This window comes from Dolomitihabitans soli, from assembly GCF_022213955.1.
GTDB lineage: Bacteria > Actinomycetota > Actinomycetes > Streptosporangiales > Streptosporangiaceae > Streptosporangium_A > Streptosporangium_A soli.
Genome location: NZ_JAKNTW010000001.1, coordinates 662,342 through 675,922, shown reverse-complemented (window position 1 = coordinate 675,922; position 13,581 = coordinate 662,342). Strand labels below are relative to the sequence as shown.

Here is a 13,581-nt window from a genome sequence, read left to right as displayed (position 1 = left end):
GTGCTCCGGAAGCGACCAAAGTCGATGCCGCGGCAGACCTCCGGCGGACGCGCTCGGTCCTCCCCTCCCGCCAGGCTGACTGACATGAAGGGATTTCTCGATCTCATGGGGGTGCTGTGCATTGTCCAGGCCGTCGGCGGAGCGCTCAACAACCTGCTCGGCAGCGGATCGCGTAGCTGGTTCGTGGTGAACTACATCGGTTTCCTCGACGGGTACGAGGTCTTCGCCAGCATCGTTCTCGGTGTGCTCGGCATCGTCATGTGCGCCGCCGCGCGGACCGTCGGAAAGCGGGGTTAGGCCATGGATCTCCGTCCCCCGCGCAACCAGGCCGATCCGCGCGCCGTGCCCTGGTGGACCGTCCAGACGCTGATCCTGGTGGTGCCGCTGGTCGTCGCGGCCGTGCTGGCGTACCTGCTGTTCACCGACCGGCCGCTGTGGCTGGGCGCGGTCGTGGGCGGCTTCGCCGTGTGCTGCGCGGCGATGGTGGCGGTGGTGCCCCGGGCCTACTACCGGATGTCCAGGTGGGAGGTCACCGACGAGGCGGTGTACACCCGTTCCGGCTGGCTGGTCCGGTCCTGGCGGGTGGCGCCGATGTCGCGGATCCAGACGGTGGACACCGCGCGCGGCCCGGTGCAGCGCCTCTTCGGGCTCTCCGATGTGACGGTCACGACCGCTTCCTCCGCCGGCGCCATCAAGATCGAGGCCCTCGACCACCGGTTGGCCGCCGACCTGGCCGAACGGCTCACCAAGCTCACGCAAGCGACGCCGGGAGACGCGACATGACCGGTGAACCGGAAGGGTGGCTGCGGCTGCACCGGCGGACCCTGCCCGCCTCGGCCGTCCTCTCCCTGGCGCTCGTCGTGCCCCTGGTGACCGTGCTCGCAAAGGTCCTGCTCGACCGGGACGTCACCCTGCCCGTCGTGGCCGCCGCCGGCGGTGGCGCGGCCCTCCTCGTCATCGTGGGAGTCGTGGTCTACGACCTGTTCAGGTGGCGGGCCACCACCTACCGGATCACGGCGGAGCGGGTGGAACTGCGCTCGGGGATCTTCGTCAGGGAGCACCGCTCCATCCCGCGCGACCGCGTGCGGACGGTCGACGTCACGGCCGACCCGGTGCGCAGGGTCTTCGGCCTGGCCGTCGTCAAGATCGGCACGGGCGAGAGCGCGGGCGGCGACAAGGCGGAACTGACGCTCGACCCGGTCGCCAGGAGGCACGCCGACCATCTGCGCGCGACGTTGCTGTCCCTGGACTCCCGCGACGCCGGGCGCGAACCGGCCGCCGGCGCGCCGATCGCCGAGCTGGCCTGGCCGTGGATCCGCTACGCGCCGCTGACCGTGTGGAGTTTCATCGGCGGCGCCGTACTGCTGGGCGCCGGCAAGAAGGCGCTCGACGTCGTCGGGCTGGACCTGTTCACCCTCGACGCGGCCGGTGAGGCGTGGGAACGCGTCCAGGAGCTGCCGCTGTGGCTGGCCGTCCTGCTGCTGGCCGCGGCGAACCTCATGGTGGGCGTGGTCGGCGCGCTGGCGGTGTTCGTCGAGTCCTGGTGGCGTTACCGGCTGGAACGCGAACCGGGAGGCACGATCAGGCTCCGGCGCGGGTTGCTCACCACCCGGTCGACCACACTCACCGAGGCGCGGCTGCGCGGCGTGGAACTCGTCGAGCCGATGCTGCTGCGCTGGGGCGGCGGAGCGAAGGTCAAGGCGATCGCGACCGGCCTCAACAAGGACAAGAACGACAAGCTGGAGAACGCCGACTCGATCACGCCTCCGCTCCCCCGCGACGTCGCGTTGCGCGTCGCCCACGAGATCTCCCCGGAGGCTCCCGGCGGCCCACCCGGCGAGCCGCCGCTGCGCCCGCACCCGCCCGCGGCCCGCACCCGCCGGCTGCGCTGGGCCGTCCTTGGGGCCGCCGCGCTCGCCGCGGCCACCGGAGCGCTCGATCTGGCCTTCTCCCCGATCCCGTGGTGGGCCTGGACGGTCCCCGTCGTGGCGCTGCCGGTGTTCCTCGCCCTCGCCGCCGACGCCTACCGAGGGCTGGCCCACGGCCTCACCGGCCGCCACCTGCTCACCCGATCGGGTACGGCGGCGCGCCGCACGGTCGCCCTCGACCGCTCGGGGATCATCGGCTGGAAGATCCAGCAGACGGTGTTCCAGCGCCGGTCGGGCCTGGCCACGGTGACCGCCACCACCGCGGCGGGCGGCGGCGCCTACACGGTCCTCGACGCGGGCGAGGACGACGCCCTGGACCTCGCCTGCCACGCCGTCCCCGGCCTGCTGTCCCCCTTCCGTACGGCGAGCCCGCCCGATCGTGACGACTTCGTGACCCCAGCGCAGGCAATCGTTGCCCGGGACGTCCTGTACTGAAGGGCAGCCACGTCCCGGGAGGCGGACGATGCCCGAACCTGCGCTCTCCTGTCACTCGATCTCGTGCCGTGCGGGCGGCCGGGAAGTGATCCACGACCTCACCCTGGAGATACACGCCGGTGAGCGGGTCGCGCTGATGGGCCCGTCGGGCTCGGGCAAGACCACGCTGCTCTCCGCGCTCGCTGGCCTGGCCCCGCTCAGCCGGGGACAGGTCAAAGTGGACGGCGTCCCGCTCGGCGAGAACCCGGCGGGCCGCTCGCGTCTCGCTCTGGTCCTCCAGTCCTACGGCCTGCTGACCCTGCTCACCGCCGCCGAGAACGTCGAGGTGGCGCTCCGCGCCGCCGGCCGTACGCCGGCGCGGGCCATCGAGCAGGCGGCCGGTCCGCTCGCCCGGCTGGGACTGGCCGGGCACGCCGAGCACCTGATCGAGGAACTGTCGGGCGGCCAGCAGCAGCGTGTGGCGGTGGCCAGGGCCCTCGCGCTGGACACCGCGGTGCTGCTGGCCGACGAGCCCACCGCGGAGCAGGACAAGGACCACCGCGAACTCGTCCTGGACGAGCTGGTCGCCGCCGGCCGGCGGGGCACGGCGCTGGTGATCGCCACGCACGATCCGGAGGTCGCCGACCGCTGCGACCGGGTGGTGCAGCTGCGCACCGCCGGGCAACGGGTGGTGACCAGGTGACGGCCGCGGTGCGCTGCGACGGGATCGTGCAGATCTACCGGACGCGGGAGCTGGAGGTGGTGGCCCTGCGCGACGTGGACCTCGTGATCGACCCCGGTGAGACGGTGGCGCTGCTCGGGCCCTCGGGGGCGGGCAAATCCACCCTGTTGTGGCTGATGGCGGGGTTACTGCGGCCCAGCGCCGGACGGCTCAGGCTCAACGGCTCCGACGTCTCCCGGCTCAGCCCCCGGGCACTCGACCGGATGCGGGCCGCCGACATCGGCGTCGTCCTGCAGAACCCCTCCCGGAACCTCATCCCCTACGCCACTCCCGCGCAGAACGTCGCCTTCGCCCAGCGGGCCGCCCGCCCCGACCGGCGGCGCGTCGCCGAACTGCTCGACCGGGTCGGCCTCGGCGGGAACCGGCACCCGCACGCCGGCCGGATGTCCGGCGGCGAGCAGCAGCGACTGGCGGTCGCCGTGGCCCTGGCCAACGCGCCGCGGCTGCTGCTGGCCGACGAGCCCACCAGCCAGCTCGACGCCGCGTCCGGCGAAGCCGTCATCGACCTGATCAAGGAGACCGCCGTGGAGACGTCCTCGACCGTGGTCGTGGTCACCCATGACCCGGTGGTCAGCGAGGCCCTGGGCCGTACGATCACCATCCGCGACGGCCGGGTCGGCACCGAGGGCAGGCACGGCGAGGACTTCGTGGTGATCGGCCGCGAGGGGGCGGTGCAACTGCCGCCCGAGTTCCACGAACTGCTGCCGCCGGGGACGATGGCCAGGATCGAGCCCCTGGCCGACGGGGTGGTGCTGCGCAGGGCCGAACCGGGAGACGACGGGGACGAGACCCGGCGGGCCGGACGGTGAGGGGGTGGGGGCTGACCCTGCGCGGGTTATGGGAACGGCGCACGCTCTCCCTCATCGTGCTGGTGGTCGCCCTGGTGCCGGTGGCGACGGCCTCCGTCGGGCCGATCTTCGCCGAGTCCGCCGGCACCGAGATCGTGCGCACCACGCTGGCGGAGTCCACCCCCGACGAGCGGGGCTGGCGGTTCACCGCACCCCACAGCGGGGTGCCGGCCCAGGCGGCGAGGTTCGCCGCCGGCGGCTCCTTCCTGCACCCGCCGATCAAGGGCATGGAGCTCCTCAGCCCGGAGGCGACCAGCCTCACGAAGTATCCCCTGATGTGGCAGGACGGCCAGTGCGAGCACGTCACGCTGCTGGTGGGACGATGCCCGGCCGCGGCCGGAGAGATCATGGTCAGCCGGGCCGCCGGGTTCCCGCTCGGCCACCGGGTCCGCGTCACCGGCGTCATCGAGCGACCGAAGCCGGACGGCAAGAGCAGGCCGGCGCCACTCCAGGTGGTCGGCGTCTATCACGCGCCGAACCCCGGCGACCCGTTCTGGTTCGGCCGCAACCTGTTCGCCCAGAGCGCGGGATTCACCGAGGGCAACGGCGACCCGCTGTTCACCGTCCCCGCGACCAGAGAAAGCACCGTCGTCAACGGAGCGACCTGGACCGACGCGGCGACCGTCGTCATCGATGCGACGAGGATCACCGCCGCCGACCTCCCGCGCCTGGCGGAGCTCGACGCGAGCGCCCAGCAGCTCGCCAACGCTGACACGGAGACCATCGTCTTCAGCGGGCTGGCCGGCCCCCTGGGCGAGCTGCGCTCGCAGACCGCGTCGCTCGGCGTCCCCGCACTGCTGGTGATCGCCCAGCTCGTCGGCCTCGGCTGGCTGCTGCTCTTCCTGACCGTCTCCGACCTGGTCACCGCGCGGGGTCCGGAGATCGCGCTGGCGAGGTTACGCGGGCACGGGCGGCTGCGCGTGTGGCGGTTCGGCCTGGCGGAGCCGCTGGTGCTGCTCGCGGTGGCGTTGCCTGCCGGGCTGGCGCTCGGCCTGGCGCTCGCCTCGGCCATGGCGGGCGCGCTGCTGACCGTGGCGGTGCCGGTCACGGTGACCGGCCAGTCGGTACTCGCGGGCGCGGCGGTACTGCTGGGCGGGGTGGTCGCCGCCGGGCTCGCCGCCAGGAACGTCGCCGTGCGCCCCGTCACCGAGGAGTGGCGGCGGACGCCCCGGCGGACCGCGCGCGGCTGGATCATCGACGCGGTGATCCTGGCCGTCACCGGCCTCGGGCTGGCCGAGCTGCTCACCACCGGGATCATCACCGAGAACTCCGGGCAGCAGGCCGGCGCCCTGGCCGTACCCGGACTGCTCGCCGTGGCGGCCGCGCTACTGTCCTGCCGCTTCCTGCCCTCCCTGGCCCGGCGGCTGTTCGGCCCGACCAGGCGCGCCGGCGGCATCGGCGTGTTCCTCGCGCTGCGCCAGATCGCGCGCGGTCCGGCCACCGCGGGCAGCCTGATCGTGCTCGGCACTGCGTTCGGGCTGGCCACGTTCGCGACGGCGGCCTGGTCGGTCACCTCGGCGAACTTCGAGCGGGTGGCCAGGATCCACAACGGCGCCGACGCGGTGCTGATCACCCGCACCGAGAGTGTCGCCGACTTCAGAAAGGCGGTCGAGCGGGCCGACCCCTCGGGGGTGCGGGCCGCACCGGTCCTCGTCCTGCCCGGCCCGCCGAAGATGCTCGCGACGGACCCCGCCCGGTTCGCCCACGTCGCCAACTGGGACAGGCCCGCCGCGAGCCTGACCGGCAGGCTCGGCGCCGACGTGGCGCCCCGGGTCACGCTGACCGGCGACCGCTTCCGGCTGCGGATCCACCCGGTCGAGATCCCGAAGTACTGGGAGGTGCGCATGTTCGCGGACCTGAGGGTGCCGGGCGAGGCCACCGTCAAGTCCATCCCACTCGGGGCGCCGGACCGCGCGATGCTGGAATGGGGGCTCCCGCCCGCCTGCCGCACGGCCCCCTGCGAGCTGCGCGGACTCCGCGGCGACGTCTCCTACCTGAGCGGCGCCGACATGGATGAGCACCCCTTGCTGGCGATCGAAGCCACCGAGGTGGCGACACGCTCCGGCGGACGGTGGCGCGCGATCGACGCCGGCCTCACCGATCCGGACCGCTGGCGCGGCACGGGCAGCGCCGGCGCGGACGGGCTCACTCTGGACATGGCGGCCTTCACCGCCACCAAGATGATCCCCGCGACCTACCCCGAGGAGCTTCCCGCGCTGGTCAACAGCCTGACCGGCAACGACTTCACGCCTGGCCTCGATCAGGCGTACCTGGTCAGGCAGGCCCCCGTCCCCGTCGGCCCCGCGGTGCCCGGGCTCGACGTCCCGGGCGGAGTGGTCGATCTGGAGCTGGCCGACAGGGTGGCGTTCGCCATCCACCCCAAGGCCGAGTTCCAGGTCTGGGTCGCCCCCGGTCACCTGGCCGCCGTGCGCGACGGCCTCCTCGCTCAAGGGCTTCCCGTCTACGAACCACGCCTGATGTCCGGCCTTGTCGCCAGATACTCCTCGCAGGGACCCGGGCTGGCGCTGATGCTGCTGCTCATGGCCGCGATCGCCGCCGCCGTGCTCGCGCTCGGGCGTGCCGTACTGGCTCTGTACAGCGCGGCTCGGCAACGGGGTTACGAGCTGGCCGCGCTGGAGGCCGCGGGAGCGCGGACGCCGGCGCTGCGCTCGGCGCTGCTGCTGGAACAGCTCATCATCCTGTGCGCGGGCATGCTGGCGGGGGTGACCTCCGGGGTCGTGGCCGCCTGGGCGGCCCTCCCCCGCATCCCGGAGTTCGTCGTGCCGCCGATCACGCCTCCGCTGCTGTACGAACCGTCCCTCCCGCTCCTCGCGGCGGTCACCGGCGGCGCCCTGCTCGCCGCCCTGGTGGCGGCGGCCGTCACGGCCGAGATCCTGCTGCGCGGCGTACGGCCGGACCGGTTGCGCGGTGCCCCGGGCTGATTAATGTCAGTGGCTGCTTCTATGGTCATGGACGTGGAGATCGCGGTGCAGGGTGCTCTGGACGAGCTGGGCACGCAGCTCGGACAGGTGACGTTCGTGGTGTTCGACCTGGAGACGACCGGCGGCTCGCCCGCGGAGCACGCGATCACCGAGTTGGGCGCGGTGAAGGTGCGCGGCGGCGAGGTGATCGGCGAGATGGCCACGCTGGTCGATCCCGGCGGGCCGATCCCCCCGTTCATCTCGGTGCTCACCGGCATCACGGACACGATGGTGGTGGCCGCGCCGAAGATCGCCTCGGTGCTCCCCTCCTTCCTGGAGTTCGTCCGGGGCACCACGCTGGTGGCCCACAACGCGCCGTTCGACATGGGGTTCGTCAAGGCGGCCTGCGCGGCCCACGGCTACCCGCCGCCGGCCAACCCGGTCGTCGACACGGCCGACCTCGCACGGCGGATGCTCACCCGCGACGAGGTGCCCAACTGCAAGCTGTCGACGCTCGCCAGGGTCTTCAGAAGCTCGACCGAGCCCTGTCACCGGGCGCTCGCCGACGCCAGGGCGACCACCGACGTCCTGCACGCCCTGCTGGAGCGCGCGGGTTCCTTCGGGGTGCACACGCTGGAGGAGCTCAAGAGCTTCGTCCGCGCGCCCACCCCGGAGCAGCAGCGCAAGCGGCACCTGGCCGACGCCGTGCCGGGCGTCCCGGGCGTCTACCTGTTCGAGGACCAGCGCGGCGAGCCGCTCTACGTCGGCAAGAGCGGAAACCTGCGCACCCGCGTGCGCAGCTACTTCACCGCGAGCGAGACCAGGCCGAGGATCCGCGAGATGATCGGCGTCGCCGAACGGGTCCGCACCATCGTCTGCGCGACCGGGCTGGAGGCCGAGGTCAGGGAGTTGCGGCTGATCGGCGCCACGAAGCCACGCTACAACCGGAGGTCACGGTTTCCGGAGAAGGCCGTGTGGCTCAAACTCACCGACGAGCCGTTCCCCCGGCTGTCGATCGTCCGCGAGGTCCGCGCCGACGACGCCGCCTACCTCGGCCCGTTCGGCACCAGCCGGGCCGCCGAGGACGCGCGGACCGCCCTGCACGAGGCGATCCCGCTGCGCCAGTGCACCGAACGGCTCAGCCCGCGCCGTACCAGGTCCGCCTGCGCGCTCGCCGAGATCGGCCGGTGCGGCGCGCCCTGCGACGGCCGCGAGTCCCCGGCCGAGTACGCCCTGCACGCGCAGAGCGCCCGCCGCGCCATGGAGCACGACGCGACCCCCGTCTTCACCGCCGTGCAGGCCCGCATGGAGCGCCTGTCGGTGGAGCAGCGCTACGAGGAGGCGGCCGCCGACCGCGACCGCCTCGCCTCCTACATCCGTACGGCGGCGCGCATGCAGCGGCTGCAGTCGGTCACCAGGCTCCCCGAACTGGTCGCGGCCAGTCCCGCGTTCGGCGGCGGCTGGGAGATCCACGTGGTCAGGCGCGGGCGACTGGCCGCCGCCGGCGTGATGCCGAGAGGGGCCCATCCCACCCCTTTCGTCGACGCGCTCGTCGCCACGGCCGAGACCGTGGCGCCGGGCCCCGGCCCGACTCCCGCGGCGAGCGCCGAGGAGACCGAGTGCATCCTGCGCTGGCTGGAGTCGCCGGGGGTCCGCCTGGTCCAGATGGAAGACGGCTGGAGCCTGCCCGCTCGCGGCGCGGGCCGGCTCAAGGCCCGCATCGACCTCGCCTACCAGGGCATACGACCCCATAACCCACGCGAGGGCCGTCCCCTTCGATGATCGGCCAGGCGCGGTAAGGTGAGCCGGACGCTCCCGCCGGGGGCGAGCCGCCGAAGGAGGATTCCGTGGTCACCGCGATCGTGCACATCAACGCAGAGGTGGACAGGATCCCCGAGGTCGCGCAGATGATCGCCGAACTCGACGGGGTGAGCGAGGTCTACTCGATCACCGGTGAGTACGATCTGCTCGCCATGGTCAGGGTCCGCGACTATGAGCAGATCGCCGAAGTCATTCCCGGCAGGCTGAACAAGGTGCCCGGGGTGCTGCACACCGAGACGCACATCGCCTTCCGCACCTACTCCAAGCACGACCTCGACGCGGCCTTCTCGATCGGCCTCAACGAGACCGACTGACGACGGCGCTCGGCCATCAAGGTCCGAACGTCACCAGAAGTTGCGCTCTTTCGTATGCTCTGCAGAAACCCTCAACCGCGCCATGCTGCATCAGAACTCAAGTACGCCTGGGCCCTGCCTCGCCGCGCTTCCCGAAGGAGCAGTTTCTACGTGTCGTCGGGGAAGTCGCATGTGACCTCCGCCGGCATGAACGCGTGCAGTTGTGCGATGTAGCTGTTCACCCTGTCCATCTTCCGGCGCGCGTCTGCCAAGCGGTGGGCGGTGTAAGGATCGAGGCGTCGATCCTCTATCGCCTGGCGCTCTGTTTCGTTGATGAAGGTGCCGAACACGCTGGAGTAGAAGTCTTCACGGCTGACCACCGGGACCGCGTCGCGGGGATGACTGATCCAGATATCACTATATTCATAGTAATATTCGTGTTCTTGTCGGATGCACGTGGCGGAGTCGACTCCGGTCCACGAGAGCGGGTTGAAATAGACCACACTGCAGTCGCAGTTGTTGCCGCCGAACTGGTGATCCCAGATGGGACTGCTATCAAACAGGTAGTTGGGGCCGAATATTGGTTCGTTCTTGCCCTTGTAGACCGGCAACACGTCCTCTCCGAACCAGCGGACGCCCTCCCCGACTGTTCCCACGGCAGACGCCAAATCTATGACTGCTTTCCGGAGCACCCCGAGCTCGCGAAGCGCCTCCTTGCCGGCGTCTCCCCCCCAGGCGTCGGCAAGGTCGTGACCCTTTGCGGTGATAGTGGAGACGGTGTCCACCAAGGAATCTGCGAACGACATGAGCAGTCTTCCGTACCGTCCCGCCTCCTCATCTTGCATGTACCGCAAGCGCTCATGGTATTCGTTGCCCCGATTTTCCCAAAGGAAGCCCTGTTTGTACACCATCTCAAGGAGGGCATCATCCGGTCTGATATCGGACTTGTGCCAGGCTATTATGGTCATGTCATATCCCATTTTGCTCGAGATCACCCAAGGCAGATGCCTCTTCTGCCAGGTCGTATTCCTCGATACTCTGGGCCAGTCTGGCGATATAGGAGGAGTAGGACATGTAAAACTGTCCAACTGACAGTTGTATGAAATCTTGGAATTGGGAGAGGGTTCCGGAGGGCAGCTCGTCGATGGATACGTTTACCATGTCGACTGCCGGATGGAATTTGTTGAAATTGGGCGGGGATTCGTATATGATGGGATCGTTCTCCGTGTGCAACCGATAGCCATGTTCACCTACGGGAAACACCCGTTGCGCGGTATATGTATCCAGATCGGACAGCAACGCGCGTGCGACGTCTCTTACCGCGGAACGATCGATCTCCACGCCGCCCGACGCCTCCGGCCAACTGGTCGGCCCACCGTCAACTGCCCAGGCGCGCCACTCCGGCATTTCCGTGTCGGGGGTTGCGTCGAGATTCTGCCCGTCTGCTCGGTAACCGGAAGACCATGAATATCCAGGCCCCCATATTTGCGGCGGTGGAGTCTCGTCAATTGGAGAGTCGGTCATTTACTGCTCCAGGAGGTGTGCGGGTCGAACTATGTGGCGGCGCATCGGCAGAGTGTGGCGGGATGGTAATCCTCGCCGCTGGCGCGTCACTAGCGCGTCACTAGCGCCTGGACCTTGGTGGCGGATCAGCACGCATGAGGGTGGTCTGTGATCCCTGCTCGGTCTGACTGAATGATGCATCGTGCGGTCCTCTTTCCCTCCCGGCCGTGGATGGAGCAGCAGGTGTCGATACAGCCGCAGCCGTGGCCGGAGATCTCGGAGATGACCGCGCGGGCGGCCTCGGTTCGGCGTGTGGCATCCGTCGCAGACGATCACAGACGTCGGCGGGCGCTTGCGGACGACCAGGGCTGGGCGACGCAGCGGAAGTCCAGTGGGAACCCGCATTCGATCAACTTGCGAGCGAGGGGTCACTGGTTCGAACGCAGTACCACCCACCAGCGAACATCCTCATGGGGCGGTGCTGGTCAGCCGTCGCCGGGCGGGTGCGGTGTGCTTGTCGTCGTGCCGGCGCGAAAGCGCCATGGCGGGATGGTGGGCATCACGGCGTGGCCCATGGCTCATGCTCCTGCTTGTCAAGGCACTGAAGGCCGTACCGGCCGGGCCGTCGCCACGGTGGAAAAGACCGGAGACGACTCCCCGCTGGTCTTGACCCCGGAGGCTAGCTTCCTGGCCGACCCGGCGGTGAGTTAACCCGGATTCGTTCCCGCGACGATCCGGCTCGCACATGTGCGAGCCTCCTCGCCCTCCTCGAAACGACGGCGAGGAGGGGCGGGTCAGGAGGTGCGCAGGGAGCGGCTGACCTCGATCCAGCGGTCGAGGGCCGAGGCGGCCGCGCCGGAGTCGACGACCTCGCCGGCGCGGGCGTACGCGGCGGCCATGACGGTGTCGAGGTCGCCCGCGACCCCCTCGGCCACGACGATGCCCGCGGCGGCGTTCAGCAGCACGGCGTCGCGGACCGGCCCCGTCTTGCCGTTCACCAGGTCGCGGACGGCCTGCGCGTTGAACTGGACGTCGCCGCCGCGCAACGAGGAGACGGGCGACCGGGGGATGCCCAGCACCGCGGGATCGAAGACCGTCCGCGTGGCGGTGCCCTCACGCACCACCCAGACGGTGGAGGTGGTGCCGACGGTGAGCTCGTCGAGTCCGTCGTCGCCGCGGAAGACGAGGGCCGACACCCCGCGCTCCGCGAACACTCCCGCGATGACCGGCAGCATGCCCTCGTGGAAGACGCCGACCGCCTGGGCCGCGGGGCGGGCCGGATTCGTCAGCGGACCGAGGAAGTTGAAGACGGTCGGCACGCCCAGTTCCTTGCGGGCCGGACCGGCGAAGCGCAGGGCGGGGTGGTAGGCGGGTGCGAAGCAGAAGGCGATGTTCGCCTCGGCGGCGGTCGTGGCCGTCTGCTCGGGGGTCAGGTCGAGCGCGATGCCGAGGTGCTCCAGCACGTCGGCCGCGCCGCACGAGGAGGACGCCGCCCGGTTGCCGTGCTTGACGACCCGGATGCCCGCCCCGGCGGTCACGATCGCCGCCATGGTGGAGACGTTGACGGTGTGCGCCCGGTCTCCGCCGGTGCCGACGATGTCGACGACCGGCCCTTCGACGGTGAGCGGCGTCGACAGCTCCAGCATCACCCGGGCGAGCCCGGTGACCTCGGCGACCGTCTCCCCCTTCGCGCGCAGCGCCACGGCGAACCCGGCGATCTGGGCGGAGGTGGCGTTCCCCGACATGATCTGCCTCATCGCCCAGGCGGTCTCGTCGGCGGTCAGGTGCTCTCCCGCGAGCAACGCCGACAACAGCGCGGGCCAGTTGGTACGCGCGTCCATGGGGATCTCCAGGTGTGGTCTACCGGGGCTGGTGGGAGGTCAGGCGGGTGGCGGAGCGCCGTCGCATCAGGTCGGCGACGGTGTCGGCCAGGACCATCGGGTCGAGCGGCTGGGACACCACCGCGTCGGCGCGCGACCAGTTGGCGAGCCATCGATCGTCGCGCCGGGCGACGATGAGACAGATCGGCGGGCAGTCGTAGACCTCGTCCTTGGCCTGACGGGCGACTCCCATGCCGCCCGCGGGCTGCGCCTCCCCGTCGAGGATGGCGACGTCGATGTCACCGGAGTCGAAGTACTGCAGCACCTTGGGCTGGGTGGCGCACTCGACGATCTCCACGAAGGGGACGTCCGCGGCGGGCCGCCTGCCGAGTGCCAGCCGTACCTTCTCTCGGGTGGCCGCGTCGTCGCTGTAGACGAGGACCTTCATCGTCTCGTCGGTGGCCCTGTCGGTGGTCAAGGTCGGGCTCGCTCTCACATCGGTGCCAAGAGGTATGGTCACCTGGGATGGTACCGGTCGACCGGGGCGGAAACCCAGGCCGGCGGGTTTGCGACGCATATTGCCCTGATTTGCCCTCATTGCAGGGACCTTTGTTCCCCCTAACGGGGGGTCGTGCGGCGACCCGGGCAGGGGAGCCGCAATAATGCTGCCCGTGGCGACAGCATCCGCAATCACGACGACGACAGCACACGCGTCCCGCCGGCCGAACCTGGTCAGTGTCGGGACGATCGTGTGGCTGTCCTCTGAGCTCATGTTCTTCGCGGCGCTGTTCGCGATGTACTTCACCATCCGGTCAGTGAGCATCGGCCAGGGCCTGCCCTGGCCGGAGGCACATCTGAACGTCCCGTTCTCAACGGTCAACACGATCATCCTGGTGCTGTCGAGTGTGACGTGCCAGATGGGCGTGTGGGCCGCGGAAAAGGGCCAGGTCGGCAAGCTGCGCTTCTGGTATGTCGTCAGCTTCCTGATGGGCCTGGTCTTCGTCATCGGCCAGGTCTACGAGTACGGCCAGCTGATCAACGAGGGGCACACCCTCTCGCACTCGGCCTACGACTCGGTCTTCTACCTGACCACGGGCTTCCACGGCCTGCACGTGACCGGTGGGCTGATCGCGTTCCTGTTCATGCTGGGACGCACGTACGCCGCGAAGCGCTTCACCCATGAGCAGGCGACCAGCGCGATCGTCGTGTCCTACTACTGGCACTTCGTCGACGTTGTCTGGATCGGCCTCTTCGCGACCATCTACATCATTCACTAACCGGAACGGGGATC

The 13,581-nt window shown here is 70.2% G+C and carries 13 protein-coding genes; 9 read left to right on the top strand and 4 right to left on the bottom strand.

What is annotated here, in order from left to right; all coding sequences use genetic code 11:
• Window positions 1-84 precede the first annotated feature (84 nt).
• The 8 genes from MBA17_RS03065 to MBA17_RS03030 all read left to right on the top strand — a co-directional run bounded on the left by MBA17_RS03065 (window position 85) and on the right by MBA17_RS03030 (window position 8,988).
• Window positions 85-297 carry a hypothetical protein gene (locus MBA17_RS03065; RefSeq protein WP_238494664.1) on the top strand — a complete coding sequence of 71 codons (213 nt, stop codon included), beginning with the start codon at window positions 85-87 and terminating at the stop codon, window positions 295-297.
• A gap of 3 nt (window positions 298-300) precedes the next feature.
• Window positions 301-783, top strand: a complete 483-nt coding sequence (locus tag MBA17_RS03060) for a PH domain-containing protein (RefSeq protein WP_238494663.1) — start codon at window positions 301-303, stop codon at window positions 781-783.
• Window positions 780-2,363, top strand: coding sequence for a PH domain-containing protein (locus tag MBA17_RS03055; protein ID WP_238494662.1), 1,584 nt, complete (start codon window positions 780-782; stop codon window positions 2,361-2,363). Before MBA17_RS03060 ends, MBA17_RS03055 begins: the two co-directional genes overlap by 4 nt.
• A 28-nt stretch (window positions 2,364-2,391) precedes the next feature.
• The gene (locus MBA17_RS03050; protein ID WP_238494661.1) at window positions 2,392-3,045 is read left to right on the top strand and encodes an ABC transporter ATP-binding protein; all 654 of its coding nucleotides are present in this window, start codon (window positions 2,392-2,394) and stop codon (window positions 3,043-3,045) included.
• Window positions 3,042-3,893, top strand: coding sequence for an ABC transporter ATP-binding protein (locus MBA17_RS03045; protein ID WP_455432675.1), 852 nt, complete (start codon window positions 3,042-3,044; stop codon window positions 3,891-3,893). The genes MBA17_RS03050 and MBA17_RS03045 overlap by 4 nt, the downstream gene beginning before the upstream one ends.
• Window positions 3,890-6,874: an FtsX-like permease family protein gene (locus MBA17_RS03040; RefSeq protein WP_238494660.1), complete on the top strand. Its 2,985-nt coding sequence runs from the start codon at window positions 3,890-3,892 to the stop codon at window positions 6,872-6,874. Before MBA17_RS03045 ends, MBA17_RS03040 begins: the two co-directional genes overlap by 4 nt.
• A 27-nt stretch (window positions 6,875-6,901) precedes the next feature.
• Window positions 6,902-8,635 (top strand): DEDD exonuclease domain-containing protein, encoded by a 1,734-nt coding sequence (locus tag MBA17_RS03035; protein ID WP_238494659.1) that lies wholly within the window; start codon window positions 6,902-6,904, stop codon window positions 8,633-8,635.
• 65 nt (window positions 8,636-8,700) lie between these two features.
• Window positions 8,701-8,988, top strand: coding sequence for an Lrp/AsnC family transcriptional regulator (locus tag MBA17_RS03030; protein WP_238494658.1), 288 nt, complete (start codon window positions 8,701-8,703; stop codon window positions 8,986-8,988).
• A 146-nt stretch (window positions 8,989-9,134) separates the two neighbouring features.
• On the opposite strand, the gene MBA17_RS03025 is transcribed toward MBA17_RS03030, so the two are convergent.
• From MBA17_RS03025 to MBA17_RS03010, 4 genes are all read right to left on the bottom strand, one after another.
• Complete coding sequence (locus MBA17_RS03025; protein ID WP_238494657.1) at window positions 9,135-9,935, bottom strand: hypothetical protein; 801 nt, start codon at window positions 9,933-9,935, stop codon at window positions 9,135-9,137.
• 1 nt (window position 9,936) lies between these two features.
• Window positions 9,937-10,491: a hypothetical protein gene (locus MBA17_RS03020; protein ID WP_238494656.1), complete on the bottom strand. Its 555-nt coding sequence runs from the start codon at window positions 10,489-10,491 to the stop codon at window positions 9,937-9,939.
• A 773-nt stretch (window positions 10,492-11,264) separates the two neighbouring features.
• Window positions 11,265-12,311, bottom strand: a complete 1,047-nt coding sequence (trpD, locus tag MBA17_RS03015; RefSeq protein WP_238494655.1) for an anthranilate phosphoribosyltransferase — start codon at window positions 12,309-12,311, stop codon at window positions 11,265-11,267.
• Window positions 12,312-12,330: 19 nt separating this feature from the next.
• On the bottom strand, window positions 12,331-12,738 hold the full coding sequence (locus MBA17_RS03010) for a response regulator transcription factor (RefSeq protein WP_238495030.1): 408 nt from the start codon (window positions 12,736-12,738) through the stop codon (window positions 12,331-12,333).
• Between the two features lie 214 nt (window positions 12,739-12,952).
• Here MBA17_RS03010 and ctaE point away from each other — a divergent pair, with 214 nt between their 5' ends.
• Window positions 12,953-13,567 carry an aa3-type cytochrome oxidase subunit III gene (gene ctaE, locus MBA17_RS03005; protein ID WP_238494654.1) on the top strand — a complete coding sequence of 205 codons (615 nt, stop codon included), beginning with the start codon at window positions 12,953-12,955 and terminating at the stop codon, window positions 13,565-13,567.
• Window positions 13,568-13,581 lie beyond the last annotated feature (14 nt).

Bases quoted from the DNA above. Each gene is read 5' to 3' on its own strand.
- MBA17_RS03055 (WP_238494662.1), top strand. From the start codon at position 780: ATGACCGGTGAACCGGAAGGGTGGCTGCGGCTGCACCGGCGGACCCTG.
- MBA17_RS03020 (WP_238494656.1), bottom strand. From the start codon at position 10,491: ATGACCGACTCTCCAATTGACGAGACTCCACCGCCGCAAATATGGGGG.
- ctaE (WP_238494654.1), top strand. From the start codon at position 12,953: ATGCTGCCCGTGGCGACAGCATCCGCAATCACGACGACGACAGCACAC.
- trpD (WP_238494655.1), bottom strand. From the start codon at position 12,311: ATGGACGCGCGTACCAACTGGCCCGCGCTGTTGTCGGCGTTGCTCGCG.
- MBA17_RS03035 (WP_238494659.1), top strand. From the start codon at position 6,902: ATGGACGTGGAGATCGCGGTGCAGGGTGCTCTGGACGAGCTGGGCACG.
- MBA17_RS03010 (WP_238495030.1), bottom strand. From the start codon at position 12,738: ATGAAGGTCCTCGTCTACAGCGACGACGCGGCCACCCGAGAGAAGGTA.
- MBA17_RS03025 (WP_238494657.1), bottom strand. From the start codon at position 9,935: ATGACCATAATAGCCTGGCACAAGTCCGATATCAGACCGGATGATGCC.
- MBA17_RS03065 (WP_238494664.1), top strand. From the start codon at position 85: ATGAAGGGATTTCTCGATCTCATGGGGGTGCTGTGCATTGTCCAGGCC.
- MBA17_RS03060 (WP_238494663.1), top strand. From the start codon at position 301: ATGGATCTCCGTCCCCCGCGCAACCAGGCCGATCCGCGCGCCGTGCCC.
- MBA17_RS03050 (WP_238494661.1), top strand. From the start codon at position 2,392: ATGCCCGAACCTGCGCTCTCCTGTCACTCGATCTCGTGCCGTGCGGGC.